The sequence below is a fragment of the Photobacterium kagoshimensis genome (genome assembly GCF_050337045.1).
Taxonomy (GTDB): domain Bacteria; phylum Pseudomonadota; class Gammaproteobacteria; order Enterobacterales; family Vibrionaceae; genus Photobacterium; species Photobacterium kagoshimensis.
In genome coordinates this window covers 130,231-155,006 of sequence record NZ_JAKJSO010000015.1, presented here as the reverse complement: position 1 = coordinate 155,006, position 24,776 = coordinate 130,231, and the positions used below count along the sequence as shown (strand labels likewise).

At 44.2% G+C, this 24,776-nt stretch carries 20 protein-coding genes; 5 read left to right on the top strand and 15 right to left on the bottom strand.

Annotated features, from left to right (window positions below; all coding sequences use genetic code 11):
* Nucleotides 1-32: 32 nt before the first annotated feature.
* Entirely contained in the window at nucleotides 33-1,847 is a 1,815-nt protein-coding gene (locus L4C35_RS14165; RefSeq protein WP_428463487.1) for an extracellular solute-binding protein, read from the bottom strand.
* A gap of 237 nt (nucleotides 1,848-2,084) precedes the next feature.
* Here L4C35_RS14165 and L4C35_RS14160 point away from each other — a divergent pair, with 237 nt between their 5' ends.
* The gene (locus L4C35_RS14160; RefSeq protein ID WP_428463486.1) at nucleotides 2,085-2,540 is read left to right on the top strand and encodes an RNA methyltransferase; all 456 of its coding nucleotides are present in this window, start codon (nucleotides 2,085-2,087) and stop codon (nucleotides 2,538-2,540) included.
* A gap of 70 nt (nucleotides 2,541-2,610) precedes the next feature.
* Here the strand turns inward: L4C35_RS14160 and L4C35_RS14155 are convergent, their stop codons facing one another.
* A complete protein-coding gene (locus L4C35_RS14155; protein WP_428463485.1) occupies nucleotides 2,611-2,991 on the bottom strand; it encodes an NADH:ubiquinone oxidoreductase in 381 nt (126 codons plus the stop codon).
* A gap of 922 nt (nucleotides 2,992-3,913) precedes the next feature.
* Here L4C35_RS14155 and L4C35_RS14150 point away from each other — a divergent pair.
* From L4C35_RS14150 to rodA, 4 genes are all read left to right on the top strand, one after another.
* Entirely contained in the window at nucleotides 3,914-7,447 is a 3,534-nt protein-coding gene (locus L4C35_RS14150) for an Ig-like domain-containing protein (protein ID WP_428463484.1), read from the top strand.
* A gap of 174 nt (nucleotides 7,448-7,621) precedes the next feature.
* Nucleotides 7,622-7,996: a hypothetical protein gene (locus L4C35_RS14145; protein ID WP_428463483.1), complete on the top strand. Its 375-nt coding sequence runs from the start codon at nucleotides 7,622-7,624 to the stop codon at nucleotides 7,994-7,996.
* A 57-nt stretch (nucleotides 7,997-8,053) separates the two neighbouring features.
* Nucleotides 8,054-8,731, top strand: coding sequence for a DedA family protein (locus tag L4C35_RS14140; RefSeq protein WP_428463482.1), 678 nt, complete (start codon nucleotides 8,054-8,056; stop codon nucleotides 8,729-8,731).
* A gap of 173 nt (nucleotides 8,732-8,904) precedes the next feature.
* Nucleotides 8,905-9,999, top strand: a complete 1,095-nt coding sequence (gene rodA / locus L4C35_RS14135; protein ID WP_428463481.1) for a rod shape-determining protein RodA — start codon at nucleotides 8,905-8,907, stop codon at nucleotides 9,997-9,999.
* 92 nt (nucleotides 10,000-10,091) lie between these two features.
* Here the strand turns inward: rodA and L4C35_RS14130 are convergent, their stop codons facing one another.
* The 13 genes from L4C35_RS14130 to L4C35_RS14070 form a co-directional block, all read right to left on the bottom strand.
* A complete protein-coding gene (locus L4C35_RS14130) occupies nucleotides 10,092-10,670 on the bottom strand; it encodes a HupE/UreJ family protein (protein ID WP_428463480.1) in 579 nt (192 codons plus the stop codon).
* 59 nt (nucleotides 10,671-10,729) lie between these two features.
* Nucleotides 10,730-11,557: a formate dehydrogenase accessory sulfurtransferase FdhD gene (gene fdhD, locus L4C35_RS14125; RefSeq protein ID WP_428463479.1), complete on the bottom strand. Its 828-nt coding sequence runs from the start codon at nucleotides 11,555-11,557 to the stop codon at nucleotides 10,730-10,732.
* A gap of 68 nt (nucleotides 11,558-11,625) precedes the next feature.
* Nucleotides 11,626-13,794 carry a sigma 54-interacting transcriptional regulator gene (locus tag L4C35_RS14120; protein ID WP_428463478.1) on the bottom strand — a complete coding sequence of 723 codons (2,169 nt, stop codon included), beginning with the start codon at nucleotides 13,792-13,794 and terminating at the stop codon, nucleotides 11,626-11,628.
* Between the two features lie 203 nt (nucleotides 13,795-13,997).
* The gene (fdhF, locus tag L4C35_RS14115) at nucleotides 13,998-16,145 is read right to left on the bottom strand and encodes a formate dehydrogenase subunit alpha (protein ID WP_428463477.1); all 2,148 of its coding nucleotides are present in this window, start codon (nucleotides 16,143-16,145) and stop codon (nucleotides 13,998-14,000) included.
* Nucleotides 16,146-16,168: 23 nt separating this feature from the next.
* Nucleotides 16,169-16,717: a 4Fe-4S dicluster domain-containing protein gene (locus tag L4C35_RS14110; RefSeq protein ID WP_428463476.1), complete on the bottom strand. Its 549-nt coding sequence runs from the start codon at nucleotides 16,715-16,717 to the stop codon at nucleotides 16,169-16,171.
* Between the two features lie 235 nt (nucleotides 16,718-16,952).
* Nucleotides 16,953-17,411 (bottom strand): hydrogenase maturation peptidase HycI, encoded by a 459-nt coding sequence (hycI, locus tag L4C35_RS14105; RefSeq protein WP_428463475.1) that lies wholly within the window; start codon nucleotides 17,409-17,411, stop codon nucleotides 16,953-16,955.
* Complete coding sequence (locus L4C35_RS14100; RefSeq protein WP_428463474.1) at nucleotides 17,411-17,854, bottom strand: formate hydrogenlyase maturation HycH family protein; 444 nt, start codon at nucleotides 17,852-17,854, stop codon at nucleotides 17,411-17,413. The genes hycI and L4C35_RS14100 overlap by 1 nt, the downstream gene beginning before the upstream one ends.
* A gap of 8 nt (nucleotides 17,855-17,862) precedes the next feature.
* Nucleotides 17,863-18,744 (bottom strand): NADH-quinone oxidoreductase subunit B family protein, encoded by an 882-nt coding sequence (locus tag L4C35_RS14095; RefSeq protein WP_428463473.1) that lies wholly within the window; start codon nucleotides 18,742-18,744, stop codon nucleotides 17,863-17,865.
* Entirely contained in the window at nucleotides 18,731-19,312 is a 582-nt protein-coding gene (gene hyfH, locus L4C35_RS14090; RefSeq protein ID WP_428463472.1) for a hydrogenase 4 subunit H, read from the bottom strand. Before hyfH ends, L4C35_RS14095 begins: the two co-directional genes overlap by 14 nt.
* Nucleotides 19,313-19,323: 11 nt before the next feature.
* The gene (locus tag L4C35_RS14085) at nucleotides 19,324-21,066 is read right to left on the bottom strand and encodes a hydrogenase large subunit (protein WP_428463471.1); all 1,743 of its coding nucleotides are present in this window, start codon (nucleotides 21,064-21,066) and stop codon (nucleotides 19,324-19,326) included.
* 4 nt (nucleotides 21,067-21,070) lie between these two features.
* Complete coding sequence (locus tag L4C35_RS14080; protein WP_428463470.1) at nucleotides 21,071-22,663, bottom strand: hydrogenase 4 subunit F; 1,593 nt, start codon at nucleotides 22,661-22,663, stop codon at nucleotides 21,071-21,073.
* A gap of 5 nt (nucleotides 22,664-22,668) precedes the next feature.
* A complete protein-coding gene (hyfE, locus tag L4C35_RS14075; protein ID WP_048897783.1) occupies nucleotides 22,669-23,319 on the bottom strand; it encodes a hydrogenase 4 membrane subunit in 651 nt (216 codons plus the stop codon).
* Between the two features lie 9 nt (nucleotides 23,320-23,328).
* Entirely contained in the window at nucleotides 23,329-24,768 is a 1,440-nt protein-coding gene (locus L4C35_RS14070) for a hydrogenase 4 subunit D (protein ID WP_428463469.1), read from the bottom strand.
* Between the last annotated feature and the right edge of the window lie 8 nt (nucleotides 24,769-24,776).

The window sequence follows — 24,776 nt, the reverse complement described above, 5'->3', positions numbered from 1 at the left end:
GCAGCCACTTTGTAGCCATTACAGATACAGCCCTATTGGCGTTTCTTCGGTAACTTTTTCACTTTATTAGCATCAATCCACCAGGTATCTTCCCCTAGGGTGTATTTCGGGCGAATAGCAGGACGCGCGAATTTATCCCAAGTGGCGATACGGAATTTGCTTAAGTGCCACTGCGGGATGACATAGAAATTCCACTGCAATACACGGTCTAAGGCGCGGCCGTAATCTAACAGTAATTTAGGATCATCTTGGTTCTCTGCAATCTTTTGAGTCAGATAATCAACCGCAGGGTCTTTGACTCCCGCGGTATTGTAAGAACTGTCGATATAGTGACTGTTCCATGCAATCAACAAGTTACGGCTTGGGTAACGATTAGCCCCATAGCCATGTGAAACCATATCAAAATCTCGGTCACGAAGGCGTTTCACATACTGAGTGGTATCGATGGTGCGGATCTTCATGTTCACGCCAATCAACTTCAAATTTTTCTGAACAGGAATCGCGATACGCTCTGTAGTTGGGCTATAAATTAGAAGTTCAAAATCGAGGCTTTCACCGGTTTTAACATGCGTCATCACCTTATTGTTTAGCTCCCACCCTGCCTCTTTCAATAGCTTAAGGGCTTTTCTTAAGTTAGCGCGAATTCGCCCAGAACCATCGGAGACCGGCGGTTGATATGCTTGAGTAAAAACACGGGCGGGTATCTGATCTTTAATGGGTTCAAGCAGCTGTTTTTCCGCTGCCGATGGAAGCCCCTGCGCTTCATAAGCTGTATTTTGGAAATAGCTGCGGGTACGTGTGTATTGATCATAAAAAAGCGTCTTGTTCATCCATGAAAAATCAAGGGCATAGTTCAATGCTTCACGAACTCGAACATCTGAAAAGATGTTTCGCTCGGTATTAAAAACAAAAGCCTGCATAGACTGTGGGATTTCGTGGGCGATTTCTTCTTTCTTTATTAAACCATTATCAAAATTTTTACCCTGATAAAGCGTTGCCCAAAACTTTGCGACGTTCTCTTGGCGAAAATCGTATTCTCCCGCCTTAAACGCTTCAAGCGTTACCGTCTCATCACGGTAATAGTCATAACGAATGGTATCGAAATTATGACGACCAATATTGACAGGTAAATCGGCCGCCCAATAGTCTTTCACTCTGGCGTAGGTAACACTTTGCCCAGCCTTATAGTCAGAAACTTTATAAATACTGCTCCCCAAAGGAGGTTCATTAAGCGGTTCACCCAAATCTTTCCCTTCCCAATAGTGCTTAGGCAATACAGCCATCCCCTGCACTAAAGAAAGCAATATCTCTCGATTAGGCTTCGCCATTTCTATTCGTACTGTATGCGTTGATTTTGCCTCTACCGATTTCACATCTTTATAATAGATTCGATATTGCGGCACCCCCTCGGCAGTGAACTTCATGAAGGTAAAGGCAACATCTTCCGCCGTTATGGGGTGGCCATCGTGAAATACAGCGTTAGGGTTCAGGTCGATCTCCATCCATGAAAAATCATCCTCATAGCGAGCTTTGCTGGCAATCAGCGGATAATAGCTTTCTATTTCATCTTCTGAAGGCAGAAATAAGGTGTCATAAATCGCCTCAGCTCCTGCAGCAGAAACACCACGCGTACCAAAACGATTAAAGCTATCAAAGGTGCCTACGCGTGAATATGTGATATTCCCCCCCTTGGGCGCTTGAGGGTTAACATAATCGAAATGGGTAAAGCCATTCGGATATTTTGCTTCACCAAAACCAACTAAGTGGGTCGTTTCTACTACTTCCGCATGAACAAGTTGCGCACTCATCATCGCAATACCGACGGTTAACGATAACTTCCTCTGCATAAAAACCTCCCATCAATCATGCCCGTAAGCACAACAAAAGCTTAAAAAACGCATAATTATCATAATAATACGATAGGCCATAAGTTTCGATTCAACAACTTATCGCCTTGATATTTATAGAAGGTAGGAGGTAAAAGAGACGTTATTAGGTAACAGATTCAAGAAGATATAAATCTCCTGATTTTTAGCACAAAAATCCGTATAATTCGGCTTCATTTAATTTTGAAGATGAGTGTTATGAGCAAAGGTTACTCTTGTGTAGGGCTTTTTAACCCTAAAACCCCTGAAAATGTTGGTTCAGTGATGCGTGCCGCAGGCTGTTACGGCGTGAATTCTGTTTTTTATACGGGTACACGATATGACCTTGCCAAACAGTTCTGTACAGACACCAAAAATGTACACCGCGATATTCCACTGATCGGTGTTGAAGATCTTAAAGCAGTATTGCCTTTAGGCTGCGTTCCTGTCGCAGTAGAACTGTCTGATGATGCAAAACCATTGCCAAGCTACAAGCACCCTGAACGTGCTTTTTACATCTTTGGCCCTGAAGATGGCAGCTTGAAAAAAGAGATCACAAGCTTTTGTCGTGAAACTATCTACGTACCAACTAAAGGCTGCATGAACTTAGCCGCTGCGGTTAACGTGATTTTGTACGATCGCTTAGCAAAAGGTGACAACTTCTCTCACCACTAATCTTTTTCTGTGGTAATAAAAAACGGGCTATCTCATGATAGCCCGTTTTTTTAAGAAGATTACACCCGCATTACGCTGGTTGCGTTTGCAGTTTTTGTTTCTCTTGCACACTGCGTTTTTGCATTTGGTATTCGCGTAGTTTCGAATAACCGTATGTAACAACAATAGAGAAGAATAGATAAGACAATGAGAATACGATTGGTGAATTAATCAAATTCGCTTCTAAACTCCACATCACCCCTACTACAGTCACAACCATTTTAGCTACAAGGCCTAACAGCAGCATAAGTAACGCGAGTTGCGGATAACGTGTTGAACTTCGAAACGCTAGCCAGTAACCACTACCGACAGCAATAGCCGCAACGGCGAAACCAGCAACAAAAGAGTGATAGTGCTCGCCAGAAAAAATACCAGCGACGATAGAAATAAGGAAAATAATACCAAGTTTCATACACACCTCATTAGTGCAAATAAATTAGAAAGCGTCCTTTCAACATGCCACCCGTTTGACAGAAGCATTTTCCCATGAATTGCACACTTTTCATACCACCTAAATACACAACGCCTACCCAATCACATTATTTTTCATAAATTTACATTTAGTAACACCGCAAGATGCTGTTTTATAGACCCCGCACACAAAAATGTTAAAGCAAGGTTAACTGCCTTAATATTGTAAGAAATGATTTCAGCCAAGTGTTTGTTGGCACAAAAACATGTAACACCTGTACTTTCTTTTACCTACACCTTATTTATACGAAGATTCCTTGAGTTATGTGGGTTTAAATGTGGAATTTTACGGCTTTGGCTTTGGCTTTGGCTTTGGCTTTGGCTTTGGCTTTGGCTTTGGCTTTGGCTTTGGCTTTGGCTTTGGCTTTGCAATAGTGAGGTAAGTCGCACGATATAAGAAATAATGACGATATATTTCGTCATTAAATTGAAATGCACTTAAAAAACAAAAAACGTTTCAAATATACTTAATTAGAATTTAAATACAGCTAGTTTGGATTTATTTCACAAACATAAGTAATTAACACCTCTCACTTTAATTAAAGGTAATGCTTGGTGATTATCATTTAAAAACAAAATAGACAATATAAGCGCATGAATTTTAAGCCATTAAAATCCGAATTGAATAAGTGGTTACATTATAAAGACTGATAGAAATGTAACAGATAACAATATAAACAAGAGGAAAATACGGTGATTCTTATATTCACCCAGTATTGTAATTTATCACTTCTATATTTATCTTCCCTCCCCGAATTAGATTAGATTCTTAATCCATTTTTTATTGAACGTATTTTAAAGTTTCACACAGCATATTTTGATATGTGCATTCACTATGCATCGTATTTTATTAAGGAGAATAAATGTACAAGCCCTGTTGGATGAGTGTTCCACTCATTGTAATGCTCACTGCGTGTGGTGGTGGCGACGATAATTCAAATGTAAACCCAGATCCAAAAGTTGATAAGAAATCATTAACTTTCGTGGGTAACGTATACGATGGTCCTATCGCGGATGCCACCGTTTCAGTTTATGCTGGCACACAGTTACTTGCGTCAGGTAAAACGAATGCCGATGGTAAGTATATTATCAATGCAGGTATTGATAATAGTTTGTTTGAAAAAATCAAAAACCAACCTATCACTTATCGTGCCCTTCGTGACGATATTATTCTTTACCAGTACGATGGTAAAAGCTTAGAAGAAGCCTTTAAAAAACAAAGTAATTCTACATTAATCAGCAACTTTTCAACCGTTGAGTATGTTCTTGCCGATGTCGACAAAAACAACTTTGTCACCGACAGTGAATGGGCTAACTACCAGAAACTCGATCGTAATGCGCTAGAACCTCAAATCATGCGCTATGGCGTCGGTTTAAAAGCGATCATTGATTATTCTGCATCTATGGCTGGATTTAAAAACAGTACTATTTGGCTACGTGCAGTCATGGATAATGTATCGTGGAAAGAATGGTTCAAACTGAATAACCGTGCTTATACAGCAGCTTGGGACTCACTTTTTAACGATAAGTGGTTCCTAGAAAATGAAGCTCACCGTTTCGATGATATTTATAGTTGGAAAACTGAATTTGACAATATTGTAGTTCCAGATACTACCCCAATACTCAATAACATTATTATTTCAGGTTTACCACAACGCGCAAGTATTGGCGACTTAGTATCACCATCAATTTACGGTATTTTATCTAATGGTATTTCACTTGATATTACACGTAAATCAAATATCACGGTTGCCCCTGCTGGCGCGATTGTAATTGACGGTCATAAATGGCGAATTAAACAAGCTGGTAAAATTATTGTTTATGCTGAACACTTAGGTGTCGAAGCGGTTAGCGAAATAATTGTTTCTGAAGATGCCTCACTTGAAAATATTGTATTAACAGGCATCAATAGCCGAGTCACTGTTGGCGATCAGCTTCAGCCTGTTGTTTCAGCATTATGGACCGACAGTACAACAACAGAAGTTACATCACTTGCCTCTTGGTCTGCTACTCCAGCCGATGCTGTTTCAATAGATGGTGATAAACTTCAAGTTTTAAAAACGGGTGATATTACCCTAACCTCTACCTACCAAGGTGCAACTGCGACGGTTAAATTTACTGCCGATAAAGCAGTGTTAACCTCACTTCAGCTTGGATTTAATCATCGCGAGCAATACTTAGAAGACCAATTTACTGTTATTGCACAAGGTGTTCACCATAATAACTATATTGTGGATTTCAGTGCTGACGCTGAATGGACATCGAGTAACCCTGAAATTCTTGAATCACTAGGTAATGGTCAGTTTCTGAGCAAGGGCATCGGTAGTGCTACTGTTACAGCAACACTAGGTGAACTTACTGCATCACAAGAGTTCGATGTTGTAGCTAAATTGATGACAATCAGTTTAAACCTACCAAACAACAGTGTCGCGAAAGCTGAAACACTTCAACTGACTCTAAACGGTGAATACAATGACGGCAGCGTGTCAGTTATTTCAGAAGATACCACGTGGACCAGTAGTAACCCTGAAATCTTAGCTATCGATGAAAATGGGGTCGCAACAGGCATTATTGAAGGCGATGTTGTTGTCACTGCAAATCACAAAGACAAAGTTTTATCTGAAAATGTTAAAGTCATTGCGGCAAAAATAATCAGCTCTGAACCGCCATTCGACCTAGAAACACTCAGTGGCACCATGATGCTTGCTGAAGGTGGTAGCTATCCATATCACTTCAAATTCACACGTTCAAACGGCAAGGTTTATGAGTTTGTTGCAGAGCAAGGTGGCTTGGACTTCGAATGGAACGGCTTTAGAGAAGCGGCCAGAGATGAATCTGGTATCCAGATTGCTGACAACGATGAAGACAAAGATCTAATGCGTGCGGTACGTGCTGGTGATACTAAGTTAAAACTACAAAAAGTACCTGTTGAACTGCAAAAAATCTTTGCTGAACTTGGTGTTGATGTATCAGTAGGCAGCAGCCCACAGGCCGTTGAGCTGAGCGTTAATGTTGCTGATAACGCTGATGTTTATCAGTGGCATAAAATGGCACGCAATGCCAATATCCCTGAAGATCAAGAGCTTATTCAAGCAATCAAAGATGACAATACGCTATATCGTTTCTGGCAAGCTGAAGACAGCAAAAATGGCCCGCTTTTCGTTACTGAAATAACATCCGCAGGTGAAAGTGATCCTCAAGAAGTTGCATTGCCAACAGAAGACTTCAAGATGCTACGTAACCAAATGCAAGCAACGCAATATGGTTACACCTTCCTGCTCACAGCCAATGATCATCTAAGTGGTGTCAAACGCGAGCATAAAGGCTATCGCTACCATTTAGCGACAGGCGAGCTAACACCAGTTGATATGAGCTTCTTCCGTGATAATAAAGTTAACCTATCCAGTGATGCTTTCTATTTCACAGAAGCAGGTAACTTCTTACACTTAAGTTCAAGCTACCCGAATGAAGTCACAGTCAACCTCTTTGATTTCGAAACAAGTACATGGGCTGAGCAGTACAAAGTCTATGGTGAGATTTTGCAGCTTCCATCAAGTGCTGATGAAATTGCGGTATTAAAAAGACCATCGTCTGACGAATATCTGACATCACCTTTGCTGACTATAATCAACCTTGCAACATTAGAAGTGACCGAGCAGGAATTGACCTACCCGGGTGATAGTCCTTTCTACTGTAATATCAAGCAAGCAATCAGTCTCGCTGTTCGTGATCAACTGAAAAACTCAGGTGCTGGCTGTTTGGTGAGCGATGCTTACAATAAGAATGCTCAAGGATACTACCTATGGGATAACATTGCTGAGCTGCCAAAACTGCACCTATTCAACCACGATGACATTCCATATCGCGATGATAACTACGGAGTCGCATCCGTTAAATCAGATGGGCATGTCACTTTTGCCGCAGGTCGACGTAACGCGATTGAAGGTGAAGATACAAGGCACTTCGAAGTGGCTGAAATAGTCACAGCGGAAGTCGATGGTTCAACAGTCGAGCAAATTGCTTCTCATACCTTTGATAAATCGGGTAAACAGATGTCAGGCGAATACTCGACTCATAAGGCGATTGATGGCACACAATTCACGGTTGCTAACCCGAATGTTCCAGGAGAGTTAATCGCTATCTTTGGTCATGGTACCGCCGTTAATAGTGCTGATGGTACTTGGGAAAGTGATAAGTTCATCTATCCGTTCCCTGCAGATGATATGCCGGCCTACCACTTAGGCGACACAGTCGTACTCACGAATGAAACTGAATACGCGCGTGGTTTCCAAGGTTACTGGCAGCTACAACTGCGTAAACCTGCGGTTGACCCTATCGACCCAGTAGATCCTGTTGAGCCAGTAGATCCAACACCAGAGCCAACACCCGCTCAATAATATGAGCTCGCTCTAAGTTCCCCGTAAACAAAGGGCTACCACTGGGTAGCCCTTCTTTTTTTCCAGCTTTAATTAGCCATTCAATTAGCGATAAGAAATATTGCTTTTTGCACTGGTTGCGAGTACATATAGGACGATTTTTTAATAGGCGACTAGATTGCGTAGGCTCTGAGATTGCATAAGCTACTAGAGAAGTTCCCCATTTTCATAACGCTCCTGACAGTATTGCTATTTAGCCATGCTGAACGTGCTATTGAACTCAGTTTTTCTCAAAGCCCATATTCCATTACAAGCCCAAATCAGGCTCCTGATGCATCTAACGATACGTTAATACTGCGCAGTGCTAACTTGCGACTTTCTTCGCAACCCAGTCAGCCACCGAGTAAAGATCCTCTGCAGTGGCCTTTAGCAATTCTGACTATTGCCTCATTAATTCAGCTTTCGGGTTCGGTTCGCAGGATCCCGCGAGGCTATCTTTCCTTCTATAATCACCGTATTGCGGGCTGGCATGACAGTAACCTGCAGTTTCGTTTCATTCATTCTCGCTGATCGTTTCACTATACCCCTTATAACATTCTTAATTTTTGTTGGTATATTGGAGCATCTATGTTTGAAGCTACCCAAGAAGTACTGGTTGCAATTTGGCACCAGGACTTCAGTGTGCTGCTCGCTCCGGGCAGTGCGATCTTAGTTTATATTCTTGTCACGCTTTTTATTGGGTTAGAAAGTAGTTTTTTACCTGCCGCCCCTTTGCCTTGCGACAGTATCGTCGTACTAACAGGTACCTTGGCGGCCGTTGGGGTATTGAATCCTGTTATCGCTTTTCCCTTATTGATCATCGCGGCATCTGTCGGTAGTTGGCTCGCTTACTCACAAGGCCGATGGCTTAACCGATTGCCAATAGTGCAATCATGGTTAGATAAAATTCCAGACGCCAGCATGCGCACCGTTGACACCTTGCTGACTCGTCATGGTCTCATTGCGTTATTTTCTGCTCGCTTTATTCCAGGGGTTCGCTGTGTACTCCCTATGGCTATGGGCATGAGAGCACAAGAAATGCCCCGCTTTCATTACTTTTCATGGCTAAGTGCCACTATGTGGGTGGGCTTGCTCTGTGGCATTGGTTTCCTTTTGCCATCCCTGCCTGAACCTATCAGCCGCCTAGCAACCATGGCGCTAATGGCAGCACCTGTTATTACGCTATGTTTGGCTATTTTGTCTTTCATTACTTGGCGTGCACGTCAAGCAATCTGCCGATTGAAGCCCATTCAGAAGGATGCTTAAGACAAAGTAGTAAATCGATAACGAGGGGCAGCACTTGTTGCCCCTTACTGACCGATTATTGATTAGCTGTAATGAGTAATTAACTGTTCGACTGATAAATAACCGCCCGCGAAAAAACGTTCTTTCCATGTATTAGGTTTACAGTAAACCAGAATACAATTTGAGTATTGTATGTGAAAAAATATCCTATTCCCCAACTTGATCTGCCGCTCTTACTTGCAGTGTTAATGCTTATGCTACTGAGTTCCATGACAGTATGGAGCGCAAGTGGCTTTAGTGAAACAGTCATCACTAACCATCTTATCCGGTGCATGATCGCCCTGTTTTGCATCTTTGTTATGGCAACTGTACCGCCACAGGTATACCTGCGGTTTTCACCACACTTATATTTGCTAACTGTCATTTTATTACTCGCCGTTGCTTTAGTGGGTGATAGCACCAATGGCTCACAACGCTGGCTAAAACTTGGCTTTATTCGGTTTCAGCCTTCAGAGTTGGTCAAGATCGCTATCCCCATGGTCATCGCTTGGTTAATTCATACTAGTGGACAAGCATTAGATTTAAGGAAAATCCTCTACGCACTTTTACTGGCCGCTATTCCAACCATGTTGATCTTCATTCAACCCGATCTGGATGGTGCGCTATTTGCCCTTATCTATATGTTCTTTGTTCTCTATTTTGCGGGAATAAGTTGGAAAATCATCGGCAGCATTGTTGCTATCGTTGCCACGCTCATACCTCTGATGTGGTTTTTCATCATGGAGGTTTATCAGAAAAAACGGGTCTTACAATTTCTAAACCCTGAGAGTGATCCTTGGGGGGCTGGTTATCAAATCATCCAGTCTCTTATTGCCATTGGCTCAGGAGGGATGAGAGGTAAAGGATGGACCAATGCGAATCAGGGCCCTTTAGGCTTTATTCCTGAGAGCCAAACCGACTTTATTTTCTCTACATATGCCGAAGAATGGGGATTCATTGGCAGTGTATTTTTACTGGCGCTGTACTTGTTTATTACGCTGCGTATCTTATGGATCTCATGCCAATCAGAGCAACTCTACAATCGTCTGTTATGCGGTTCATTGGCATTAAGCTTCTTTCTCTATACCTTCATCAATACAGGTATGGTCAGCGGCTTACTTCCAGTTATGGGTAGTCCGCTACCCTTCTTTAGCTATGGCGGGACAGCAATGATCACCCAAGGGATCACCTTTGGCATCATTATGGCACTATGTCGTTCACGCCCACACCGCATCGAAAAAAGTGGATAACATCTAATAATTACACTAAAAAGCCCTCAATATTCGAGGGCTTATGTTTGTCGCTTGGTTTATCTCTCTTTTATCTTTTGCTTGAGCTGGCTTTAACCAAGTAAGGCGATACACGCGCCGCTTGCGGCAACTACTGGCGCCATGAAGCGAGAAGGAATAAAGCGCGCAAGTTGATAACCCAAAGAAACAATAATGGTTGATGCCAATAGCATGCCCGGTGCAAACTCCATTAACACCGCACCACCCAGTTCAGCACCGTGCGCCCAACCGTGGAACAGAACTAAAGTTACCGAAAGGCTAAGTAAGACTGTATTGGCGACGCTTGTTTCTTTGTTACGCATTTTCCACATAGTGGCTGCAACTACAAACACCGAACCTAAAATCAAGGTTTCCATCCCTGTAATCGCACCACTCAACTCACCTAACAATACACCTGCGAACATAAAGCCAAGCACAGATGCCATCAACACAAACCCTTTTTTCACACTGTTGGCTTGGCGAGCAACAAACCCCATGGCCAGTAACATCACTAAGTGATCAAGGCCAAAGAAGGGATGAACAAAACCTTCCATGAAAGAATTATGTAAACCATGAACGCCAACGTGAGCTGATGCCAATGGTGACGCGATCAATAACGCTGCTGAGATGCAGCCCAAGTGTGTTTTTCTCATCTTTAGTACTCACTCATAAATACAGGTAAAAATATAAACAGAACTCGTTAGCCAAAATGCTATTGATGGCAAGTCACGCGCTCAGGATGGGTATAGACATCGGCACGGCCCGGTCGGCAAAAGCCTACTAAGGTCAAGTTGGATTGCTGCGCGAGATCCACGGCCATCATGGTTGCAGCTGAAATCGCAAATAAGATTTCAACCCCAGCCACCACCGCTTTTTGCACCATTTCAAAACTGGCACGGCTGGTGACCAAAATAGCGCCACCTGTTAATTTGTTTTTAATGATGTGACCAATCAGCTTATCAAGCGCAATATGGCGACCTATGTCTTCTTGGATTGCTAAGATCTCGCCTTGTGAAGAAATATACGCCGCAGCATGAGTCGCCCCAGTGATCCTATTCAACGCTTGATGCTGTTTAAGTTCTTGCAGCGCGCAGTCAAAGCTGGCGATATCCATGGTGAGTTGATTGCCAAGCGGCACTAATGGACGTACGACTTGATCCAACTGTTCAGTACCACAAATACCACAGCCCGTACGCCCCGCCATGGTTCGTCTGGCATGTTTTAACTGTTCAAAACAACGGTTGCACAATTCAATATGTAGCTCGATACCTTTGGCGGTATGAACCACGTCAATATCATGAATATCACGGTAATGTTGGATAATGCCTTCCGATAAAGAAAAACCTATTGCCAAGTTTTCTAACTCGGTAGCAGAGCACATTAGTACAGTATGTGAAATACCGTTATAAACCAGAGCAACCGCTGACTCAGCAGCTAAATTATCGAATTCATCTTTATCGAAAACATTTTTACGGTATCGAGAGACCTTGTGAGAGTCATACACGCAGGCATGCTCTTCACACTGGATTACATCGTGCATTATAAACCATCCTGGCTTATCTATATTGTAGGTAGTAATTAACTCCAGCATGGTTTTGCTGAAATTAATTACCCATTATTAGTAAAAGATTTTGATGAAATACCTAAACGCTGCATCCTTGATAATAAGGTGGTACGTTTAAGTCCCAGCCGAACAGCAGCCCCTTTAGGCCCAGCCACAATTCCATTTGTTTCTTTAAGAACTTGAATAATATGTTCACGCTCTATGTTTTTAACTGTCGATAAGTCTTCCCTTTCAGATACATCTCTATTTTCAAAAAAAACGTCATTTTCAACAGTATTGTCTTGTGATTCTGAAACACGCTCGCCTTTTGGTAATAACGCTTTGAGTTCTTCGGCAGGTAAATTTAAAACATTACCTCGTGTTATTACGACCGCGCGTTCTATGACATTCCTTAACTCTCTTATATTTCCAGGCCAAGGTAATAAGGAGAGCAAACGCACCGTTTCTGCAGGAATACTGGTTATATTCCGCTTCATCTGTTTAGCAATAACACGGGTGAAATGTTTGGCTAACAGCGGAATGTCTTCTCGCCTTTCTCTTAACGGTGGTAATACAATCGGAAATACATTCAACCGATAGTACAAATCACTTCTAAATTCTTTATTCTGTACCATTTCCAGCAAATCACAGTTCGTCGCGGCAATAAGCCTCACATCGACGGGGATTAACTGGTGTCGCCCTATTCTTTCCACTTCTTTTTCTTGCAATACCCGCAACAATTTAGGCTGAAGTTCAATCGGCATATCACCGACTTCATCAAGAAATAAAGAGCCTTTGTTTGCGCGTTCAAATCGACCAATTCGGTTTGATAAAGCCCCAGTGAATGCCCCTTTTTCGTGGCCAAACAAATCACTTTCAAACAAACCCGATGGCACGGCCGAACAGTTCATTTTCACCATGTCTTTGTTACTACGGTGGCTCAAATCGTGAATAGCTTTAGCAATCAGCTCCTTACCTGTACCTGTCTCGCCTAGAATCAGTACAGTACAATCGCTGTCTGCCACCATAAGCACTTTCTGTAGCACGTCGTTCATGATACCACTTTGACTGATAATGTCATTAAACACTTCGTGCTTTGGCTCTTCATCGTTCAACTTAATAACATCACCAACACTGGCTAATGACATCACTTCTTGGCTCGTTTGAAAGTTAGCCAGAGCCATTGCCGAACGCGCTGCAATTTGTTGAAACAGTGCCAAGTTACAGCTTTGAAAATAGTCTTTATCGCGATGAACTAATTTCATCGCCCCCATCACTTTATTGCGAAAAATCAATGGCAAAATACAAGCCGATTGCAAGGTTTGGGGTATTAACTTACCGCACTCTTTATACGATAAACTTAAATCTGGTATATCGTCTTTGTTAAAAATAAACGGCTGCATTGTTTCTAGCACACAAGAAGCGGGTGTATCTTCAAACTGGGTATGCTGTACAATACATTTAATATTAGTTGACTCGACCTTATCCGCGTCATAACAACAAAATCGCTCTGTTGTATTTTCAGATGACATCAAACTAAAACACTCAACATTAAAGTACTTCTTTAAATGTTTGAACAGTGTCCTTGTTAGATCTTTTATCTCAACCTGACTGATAACAGCATTAGTTATATCTACTAATATTTTATTCCCGTCAAGATTACCAGATTTATCTTCCTCTATAGAAAAAAATGCAGCTCTTTCAACAACGGCTTCTAATGCAAAAGCAATAATCGATGATAATTGCTTTAATTTTTCCAAGGCATTATCGTCAAACGTTATTTCATTATGAATGAGAAACTCTACCCCACCATAATGCTTGGTTAATGTCGTCAGCGGAAACTGACAGTACATTCTTAAATTCTTATATATCTCGTTCTTTACTAAGCTGGGGTATGAACTAAAAAATTCACCATCGCTTAAGTAATTTACAATCTCTTTATTGCCATCGTCATGTTCTGGTAGACAATGACTCAGTTCAACCAGTTTGGGTTCACTTTTGTCTTTAGGTGAAACATAAACTAGCGAACTACGATCGTCATCATTTTCATGAAGGATCAGGTTAATTCTATTAATCGGCACAAAATGGAATTCAATACTATTCAAACACAGTATAAAAGACGGAATATCTGTAGCGGTTAACAGTACTTGCGCTAACTCTTGAAAATCATCATCCCACTTGGCAGAGATACTCTCGATTAAAGGTGCACTCTTTGTCCTCTGCATACTATCCATAATCCAATACAAACAACATTATCAAGAGGTTACACTAGCAATCCAGTTGCACATTGATACAGCTCAACTTGATAACTCTTTAGTAGTACGCCACTTGCTCGTACTTGTATCAATGTGGCAACCGTCACGATTGCCACATTGATTTATCGTGCTCTACCCAAGTGAGTCATGGTGTTAAATATACTCCCTTGGGTATCGCTGCATTAATTTGTCGCTAACGCAGCATTTTTTAGTTTCAATTTCAGTGCACTGTATTCAACCTGAACATGATTTTCTGCCCAACTTTGATCAACAATTTTCTCAATGTTAACAGCACAGTATTTATATTCAGGGGTGCTAGAAATTGGGTCAACATGCTCGATGGTTAACTCATTACAAGCGCCAATCCACCATTGGTAAGTCATGTAAACCACACCACGATTAACACGTTCGTTTACCGCCGCGCGACTGATAACTTTACCTCGACGAGAAGACACCCATACCAGTTGTTGATCAGCAATGTTTAGCGATTTGGCATCGTCAGGGTGAAGCTGAACATAACCAGGTTCATCTGCTAAAGTTTGCAGCGCTTTACAGTTACCTGTCATAGAGCGGCATGAATAGTGGCCCACTTCACGTACAGTCGATAGAACAAATGGGTAATCACTATCCGGCGTTTCTAGTGGTGAACGCCATTCCGTTGCAAACAACTGACCTTTACCACTTGGCGTTTTAAAGACGTTGCCTTCAAACAAGAACGAAGTACCCGGGTGGTCTTCCGTTGGGCAAGGCCATTGAACACTCTTCAGGCCCGCCATTTTTTCGTACGTTGCCCCTGCAAATGTAGGGCAAAGTGAACGCATTTCATCCCAGATCTCTTGCGTATTGCTGTACGACATTGGGTAGCCCATCGCCGTAGACATCAAGCTAAAGATCTCCCAGTCAACTTTGACGTTTTCTGGTGGATTCACTGCTTTGTAGAAACGTTGGAAACCACGGTCAGCACTACTGTATACACCTTCATGTTCACCCCAACTGGTCGCAGGGAAGATAACATCGGCCATTTCTGCGGTTTGGGTCATGAAGATATCTTGAACAATCACCAAGTCCATTGCGCGTAATGTTTTACGTAAGGCCGCTAAATCTGCTTCGGTTTGCGCTGGGTCTTCACCAAAAATGTAGAAGGCTTTACATTCACCATCTGCCACTTTGTGGTTCAAATCCGTCAAACGATAGCCCGGTTTAGCTGGCAATTTAACGCCCCAAGCATGTTCGAATTTAGAACGGATATTCTCGTCTTCAACATCTTGGTAGCCTGGGAATCGGTTAGGTAGCATGCCGATATCACAAGTACCTTGTACGTTGTTTTGACCACGTACAGGGCCAACCCCCACACCACGACGACCAAAGTTACCTGTCATTAATGCAAGACTGGCTAAACCTTTAACCACATCAACGGCTTGACCAAATTGGGTCACACCCATGCCCCAAAGGATCATAGATTCTGACGATTTCGCGTAAGTGCGCATCGCTAGACGAATGTCTTGTGCTTTTAGCCCAGTAATAGATTCAACATATTCTGGGGTGTATTTCGCGACTTGTTGACGGTATGCCTCAAAACCTTCGGTGTACTGTTCAACGTAATCACGCTTGTATAAGCCTTCTTCAATCAATACGTTCGCAAACGCATTCACTAAGGCCATGTTGGAACCATTTTTCAGTGGTAACCACTGATCGGCAATACGTGCTGTTTCAACCATTCGTGGGTCACAAACAATCACTTTCGCGCCGTTAGCTTTGGCTTTAAGAATATGTTTCGCCACCACAGGATGAGAATCTGCTGCGTTGTAGCCAAACACCAATAAGCATTTTGTATCTTGAATTTCAGTAATCGCGTTGCTCATTGCGCCATTACCTACTGTCGCCTCCAGACCGGAGACTGATGGAGCGTGTCAAACCCGGGCGCAGTGGTCTACGTTGTTAGTCCCAATCACTGCACGGGCAAATTTTTGCATTACATAGTTTGCTTCATTACCCGGCCCACGGGCAGAACCTGTTGTCATGATCGCGTCTGGACCAAATTCCTTCTTGATGCTCAACAATTTTTCACTGGCAAAAGAAATCGCTTCATCCCATGACACCGCCTCAAGATCTGCATCTTTATGACGACGTATCATTGGATTTTTAAGGCGTGGCGTTAGCAAATTGGTATCGTTTAAGAAATCCCAACCGTAATAGCCTTTAAGGCAAAGTTCACCTTCGTTGGTACGACCGTTTGCCGCTTCTGCTCCAACTACTTTGCCATTCTCTGTCAATAAGTTGAGCTTACAGCCTGTGCCACAGTAGGGACAGACAACTATTGTTTTTTCCATAACACTCTCACTTGTCATAACATTTACAAAGCAGCAACTGCGGCAATTGACTCTGCAGCGGCTTCGCGTTTTTTCTTCGTTATTTCTTCTATGTCTTCAGCTTCGATTAACTGTAGGGCGTTAGTCGGGCATACCTGAACACACGCGGGACCTGTACTGCTCCCACTACATAAATCACATTTTAGGGCCTGCGCCTTTGGCACTTTCATTTTGAAAAGAGCGGATTCTGCGCCGTTATCTACCATGTCGCTAACCACGTTCATCGCACCGTAAGGGCATGCAATCACGCAAGTTTTACAGCCAATACAACGTGACTGAATAACTTTGATTTGATTATCTTCCGACACGATGGCGTTGTTTGGACACACTTGCGCGCAAGGTGCGTCTTCACATTGACGACATAATACGGGTGTCGTTACTTTCGCGTTTTTAATCAACTTTAAGCGCGGATGAAATCGTGCAGGATCAATCGATGTAACAGAATTCTCTTCCGAATGAGAAAGTACGCATGCCACTTCACAGGTACGGCATCCTATACAACGATTGGGGTCTGCGAAAACAAACCTGTTCATGACACTATCCTCTTTCTTTTTCTTACTTCCAATAAGCTGTCGAAAATATCCATGACACCAATCCGTATAATGCATAAGGTGTACCAATTTTTAATTCACACTTTAAAACACCGTAACGTATTGATTTATCAATAGGGTTGGAATAACAACAGCCTCCAAATACTTCAAGTAGAAAAGTGTCGATGTCGACATCGACACTTCGTCATCAGAAATGACGAACACAAATAGCGGATATTTATACCACCGCAAAACCACCGTTACCTTGCCAGGTCGGTAAGGACTGATACACGGTTGTCACAGCATCACGCACCATGTCTGTCATGGGGAACGAGAACGCAACTATGGCTGGCTGAATGCCAACAAAGGTGACTTCAGGTACAAAGGTTTCCAGCTCTTCAATCAAGAAATTGAGCGGCAAACAATGGGTCGACATAATGAACATTTCAGCTATCTGATCAGGTTCGATAATCCTGATCTCCCCTGCTTTCTCGCCAATCTCAGCCGCATCGATGATCAACACACGCGCGGGGGACAATTCTCTGATCTGGTGAACATAGTTTTCAGGGGCGCTGCCACCATCAATCACAACCCAATCGGCCACAGGATTTTCCTGCATCATTTCAGCTAATAGCGTGCCAGCGCCGTCATCACCCATCATGCTGTTGCCAACGGTTAATACGATATTTTTGCTCATTAGCGACTTCTCACCATTAAATACATTGTGGGCTCGTGGTAAATCTCGGTCAGAACTTCAATCAATCCTGCTGTTAAGGCTTGTTGCTTTTCATCTTGCTCTTCGACCGGAATACTTGAAAAAGCGCCCGCTAACATGTGAAGGTGATCGGGATAAATCGTAATTTCGCCAAAGGTGAAAAATCCCGCCATCTTTCGGTAGGCTTCACTGTCTTGGGGTAACTTTCCTATCCAAGCTTTGTATTCGTCTCTGGTGCATTGCAAGACGGTTTTTAGGCAATCAACCACCCCCAAGTGGTGACCAATGGCAAGGCTGTAGTACAGCACTTGCTTGGCTTCTTCGGGTACATCGTATTGCTCATCAACAAACTTACGGCTCAGCGCATAAAACATGACATTGCCCGCTTTTAACGCTTGTTCGGCCTCTTTCACTTCTTCTGACATACTGGCCTCTAATCCGTTACAAGTTCAGTCGATTCAGACTGTTTCGCATTCTGTTTAGTACTGGCATCACTTGCTGGTTCATCGCTTGCTGATTCACCGATTGATTGCCCGCTCATGTGTGCAAGCGATACGCGGTACAAGTTTTCGATAATTTCATGCAAACGCGGATCGTCTTTTTCAGCCATGAATTGATTGACCTTGCGATCAACATCATCAGGCGTACAGGTGATTAATAACGTCATAAATTCATCAGCAATCTGCTGACCATGACGATAGCCCGCTAAACGACGTGCTTCGCGTTCAATCAGCACTTTGAGCTCAAGCGGAATGCCCGTGTGTTTCAAGGTGACCCGCTCTGTTGGATCTTCAAAATGCACTTCAGCTTTGAGTTTTTGATCAAGCAAACCAAGCGCCATTGCGAATCCATAGATGGTTGCTGCAGGCGTGGGAGGACAGCCCGGAATATAAACATCAACGGGAATGATCTTGTCCGTCCCGCCCCACACACCATAAAGGTCATGGAAAATCCCGCCATCACAGCCACACGCGCCGTAAGACACCACAATTTTGGGATCGGGTGCCGCTTCATAAGCCCGCAGTGCAGGCATACGCATCGGGCGCGTCACAGCCCCCGTAAACAATAAAATATCGGCATGACGCGGTGAAGCGACCACCTTGATACCAAAGCGCTCGGTATCAAATACAGGCGTAGTTGCAGCAAAGATTTCAATTTCGCAGGCGTTACAGCCTCCGCAGTCAACCCGATATACATACGCCGAGCGCTTAATATCATTCAGCAAGGTACTTTTTAATTTCGCGGCATGAGGATCTTGCTCAAGCGGCTGAGCCGCTGTATGGGCAGTGCCGACAATTTTCTTAATTCCTTTCATCTGACACTTCCTTATTTAGTTGCTTGGCATGGAGAACATTTTTACCAAGCAAAATATTGCCACCGTCCAGCATGTTTTGTTTACGACGACAATCAGGACAGGTTTCAAGCTGCTGACGACGCACTTCAAACTGCTCTTCGCTCATACCGCCCTGCTTTAATAAATCCAATGCATATTCAACCGCTTTTCGCGGCGCAAAACCGATACCGCACTCACGACATTGAGTAAGAGAAAAGTTTGCTTCTTGATACAGATCTTTTTTATTACTCACAGCCAACTCAAATTCTTTGGATAACTTGATGGCTTGGGTTGGGCACACTTCTTCACAACGACCACAAAAAATGCAGCGAGCAATGGATAACTGCCAACGGCGCGTACCTTGCTCGGCATCAGTTTCCATGATCAAGGCATTCGCAGGACAAGCGCGTGTACAAGCCGCACAAGCAATACATTGGTCTGGGTTATATTCGGGTTTACCACGAAAATCATCACTCACTTCAAGCGGTGCAAAAGGATACTTAGTGGTACTTTCGCCGGCTTTAATGATGGTTTTTATTAATTTAAACATCTGTTAGCCTCCTACTTGAGTGGCGAGTTTTTCCGCTCAATGCCATAACGTTCGATTTCTTTGTAAGACACTGTGGTCGACTTGCGTTTCTTGGTATCCACCAACGTCACACGGTCGGTACACGAATAACATGGATCCAAGCTACCTATGATAAGTGGCGCATCAGATACAGTGTTACCGCGTAACATATAGCGCAAGGTTGGCCAGTTGGCATACGTTGCTGCACGACAACGCCAGCGGAACAGTTTTTGGTTATCCCCCGTCATACTCCAGTGAACGTTTTCACCACGTGGCGCTTCTGTGAAACCAAGAGCAAACTTGTTCGGGGTGTAAGTGAAGCCTTCCGTCAACAGAGCCCCACTCGGTAAAGTATCAAGGCCGTATTCGATAATATTGAGTGAATCGAATACTTCTTTTATCCGCACCATCACCCTAGATTGCACATCACCACCATCAAAGGCTTGCAGCTCGAACGGTACATCACCATAAGCTTCAAGTGATTGCTGGTGCACAATACGTGCATCACGCTTAAAACCACTACCGCGGATCAATGGCCCTACTGGGCTGTAATCACGGGCGATATCTTTAGATAAGATCCCAACCCCTACGATACGTTGTTCAATGTTTGGCGTGCTAAGCAGCATATCGACCAAACCTTTAAACTCTTGGCGTACCTGGCGAACCAGTGCAATCCCTTTAGCACGGTGTGTTTGCAAAATATCGCGACGAACGCCACCAATCAGGTTCAAGCCGTAGGTTTTGCGGGCGCCCGTTAAGAGCTCTGCCATTTCCATGGTTTTTTCACGCACTCGGAAGAACTGCATAAAGCCCGTATCAAAGCCGACAAAGTGGCTGGATAGCCCAATGTTCAACATGTGGCTATGAAGGCGTTCTACTTCCAGTAACACAGTACGGATCATCTTGGCCCGCGCGGGTACTGGGATATCCATGGCGTTTTCAACCGAATTGCTGTAACCCACGCTGTGGGTGAAACCACAAATACCGCAGACGCGGTCAGTCAGGAATGCGACTTCGTTATAGCCCATACGGGTTTCGGCCAGCTTTTCCATGCCACGGTGAACATAGAACATGCGGTAATCCGCATCGACAATGTCTTCGCCGTCAACAAACAACCGAAAATGCCCAGGTTCATCAGACGTAATGTGTAACGGGCCAACAGGTACGATGCGGTTTTTATCATCACCTAGTTGATTATCGAACTTATAGGTTTCTGTTTCTGTGGTCGGCATCGGACGTTGACGATAATCCATCGCATCTTTTCTCAAAGGGTGAAGGTCGTCAGGCCAATCATCGGGTAAAACTAAGCGGCGCTCATCAGGCAGACCGACTGGACGCAAACCATACATGTCACGCACTTCACGTTCGCCCCACACCGCCGCAGGGATAACAGGGGTAATTGATGGAAACTCTTGGCTCACCGCATCAACTAATACCTTCACTGTTACCCAGCTTTTGACTTCGCCTTCCATCGACATTGCGTGGTAAACGGCAAAGTGGCCGTTAAGCGAGCGTTCGTCATTACCGAATGAAACCGTCAGCCAACCACCTTGGTCGTAGTACAACCATTTCATCACATCAATCAAGGCAGTCGCTTTTACCGTAATCGTGACCTGATTATGGGTTTGCCATTCTTCGTCAATAATGGCACTAGGAAAGAACTGACGGACCCCTGCAATATAGCCGTAGCCCTGCTTATTGTTATTTTGTTTAGTATTGAGTTCTAAAGTATCCACTCGCTTATCTCTCTTTATGTAGGGCAACAGAAGATGGGGTTGTATCGACAGAAACAGATTGCTGCATTTGCCAAGGTAGGTTTAAAGCATCGATCATGGTTTCTTCTTTGCTATCAAGTACCACCAAGGCCGCGCGATCTAAACCGTGCAGAATAGGCTTAGGTATATGGGTTCCCATTACCAGCATCATCACAATCAGCACTATCATTGGCGCCAAGGTCATCACGCCCAGCTCGCCTTTTTCAACCTGTTCAGGTTTTGGTCCCAGTACACAACCTGCCACCATGCGCGCAAGTCCAGCTAACACCACGGTTAGCAAGAACAAGAGCACCACAGTCATGATCGTGTAGTTGCTACCGATACCTGCGGTGACCACCATGAATTCACTGATGAATAAGTTAAACGGTGGTACACCACCCAACGCCAATGCGCCCATACCCAATAACACCCCAGTAATAGGGGCAACGCGAAGTACCCCTTTTACTGTGTCCATGTCACGGGTGCCGTATTTCAACAAGATATTGCCCGAACCGCAGAACATTAGGGTTTTACCCAAGCTGTGGTTAATCACATGCAATAGCCCCGCTAAAATCCCTAAAGGACCAAGCGCTATTGCCAAGGTGATCAACCCCATGTTCTCGACACTCGAATAAGCCAATAAGCGTTTAATATCGCGCTGGGTAATGATGAAGAACGCAGCGACAGCCACTGACATAAAGCCAAACACCATCAACAACATTTGTGGGAATTGCGGACCAATCGCTTTCACTGTCACTATGTAGTAACGCAAGATAACCAATAACGCGCAGTTAAGTAGACCCGCTGACAGCAAGGCACTGACAGGGCTTGGGGCTTCGGAGTGTGCATCGGGTAACCATGCATGCATAGGAAACAAACCCGTTTTCGTCCCAAACCCAATCAAAATGAAGATGAATGAGATATGGACCAAGGTCGGATCCAGCAAGTTGGCGTGTTGATGAATTTCAGTCCAGAAAATCGCCGTCGATGGGTCACTAAACACAGCGGCTGCATTGGAGTACGCCATGATCGAGCCAAACAGCCCGAATGCTACCCCGACACTACAGATGATGATGTATTTCCACGCCGCTTCCAGCGATGAACGTTGACCGTATAAACCGACTAAGAACACCGAACTGATGGTGGTTGCTTCAATCGCCACCCACATCATGATCACGTTATTCGCGGTGACAGCCACCAGCATAGTGGCAAGGAAGAAGTTGAATAAGCCGTAGTAAAGCGCGACTTTTTTCGCCGATAATTCCCCTTCTTTAAACTCATGGCCGATATAGCCAATCGAGTAAAAGCCCGTTAATAACCCCACTAAAGCCAGTAAAGCAGTAAACAACGCCGATAAACTGTCTAAGTACAGCCATTGATGAGCCGCAAAAATAGGACCATCGGTAAACACATCTGCTGCAAGGGTCCACGAAATCGCCAGCACAGCCAGCATGCTAATAACATGCGCCCCAATGGCGAGTTGTCTTAGCCCCTTGCCTCCCCAATAAGAGAGAAAAGAGACAATCCCAGCCACAAACGGCACAGCCAGAAGCAACGGGAGTAAAAGTGTTGAAGACATGAATATTACCCCTTTAACGTAGTAAGCTGCTGGGCATCCAAGGTATGTAACTTGGTGTAAATCTGCCTAACCAAAATAATCATGAAGATCACTGCAAACACCGCATCAATAGTGACGCCAATCTCCACCAACCCTGGGGCCTTATTAGCAAGCAATGCCAAGGTCAGCGACGAACCGTTTTCCATCAAGCAGTAACCAAACAACTGCTTAAGAATGTTTCGCTGACTGACAATACACAGCAAGCCTAAGAAGAAGTGCCCTAACGATACCGCTAATGCCGGTTTCAGGTGGGCAACCAAAGGAAGCTGCACAGATTCCACCGCCAAGAAGCTCAGCAAAGTGATCACCCCACCAATAATCACCAACCACGCAAAGTGGATAACGGGCTTATTGGCTTCAGCGTCATACATTTTGCTAAAGGCGTAATACAGCAGCGCAGGCAGTGCGATCACCTTGGTAATAAAGGCAGTGATCGACCAATGATAAAGCTGCGGCGCATCCACGGTATTGGCGATAGCAATAAAGGTCAGCACCAAAACAAATGACTGTAGCGAATACAGCATTGCCACTACCCGCGGCTTGTTGACGCCAATTACCATCAAGGAGGTAATGATCAACAGCCCGGCTAGATTATTAATTACAATTTCTCCATTCATCGTCATTCCTTAACTCAGCCAATTAGATGCAATAAAGCTCGAACAGAAAGACATAATGATCAGAATGATCAGTACGGCACTCATGGAGCGAGGAAGAGGTTTTGCAGTGGCAACAGCCTCAGAGGGCTCACCAACAACAGTTTTACCAAACCAGTACAAGATCCAACCAAAGCTCGCGACAGATTCAACCAAGGCCAGAATCATCACAGGCATTAACCAGCTATGCTCGCTAGATAGGTTGAAACCCGCAGCAAAGAGTGGGAATTTACTGAAGAAACCATTGAATGGCGGTACGCCCGTGATGGCCAAGGCAGCAACGCAGAAACCCACGGCTAATAGTGGCGATTTCTTCACGATGCCACGCAGTGCTGGCAACATACGCGTACCACAGGTGTAACTCAGCGCCCCAGCTACCAAGAAGAACAAGCTCTTCGCAAAAGCATGGTTAAAGATGTACGTCACCCCACCTTCGAAAGCGAGGTCGGAACCGAAGACAGATAACGACAACGCAAGGAAGATATAAGCCAACTGCGTGATCGTAGAGTACGCCAGCAGACGCTTCATATCGGTTTGTGGTAAGTACATGATGAAACCGTAGATCAAGGTGATCATCGCCCCTGTCACACCTATCACTCCGATCACTTCAGGAATGTCTCCCCCCGACATAATCGCGCGCGCAAAGATATACACGCCCACTTTCACCATGGAAGCCGCATGTAGATAAGCACTGACAGGCGTTGGCGCATTCATCGCATCGGGTAACCAAACATGCAGCGGTAACTGAGCTGATTTACCCCATGCCGCCATCAAGATGCCTAAGAACACGATGGTTTTGGTTTCTGGCGATAGCGAAGCCAAAGCGGATAACGAGAAAGTCCCCGTTTCTTTGAACACAAACGCAGCCGCGACAAACAAGCCAATCGAAGCAACGTGAGTCACTAGTAAAGCTTTAAGTGCCGCTTTAAGCGACGTCGGTTTTTGGTAGTAACCAATCAACGACCAAGAACAGGCCCCGGTGATTTCAAAGAACAGCAACTGACCCAGAATGGTTGACGACAGCACTAACCCCGCCATCGCACCAATGAATATCAGCAGAAAGGCGTAGTAACGTGGCAAACCTTCATGGGGATGTTCACGGTTACCTTCGGTCATGTAGCCTAGCGAATAAATGCTAACCAACAGCCCCAGCACTACCACCGCCACTGCGATTAAGGTGCTGACTTTATCTATGGTTAAGCCAAATATTTCCGTTTGGGAAAACATGACCAGTTGATAGGTAACGCTGGTTTCGCCACTGTTAAAAAAGGCCGCGGCTAATATCAGCGTACCGAGCGAGGCAAGTGCAGCGAATAGCTGACACACCCACTTCGCCGCCTGCCGAGGCACTAAGACTGTGATGACCGCCCCTAAAAAGGGAACGAAAATCGTTAATAGAGCAATAATATCCATAACTTTTC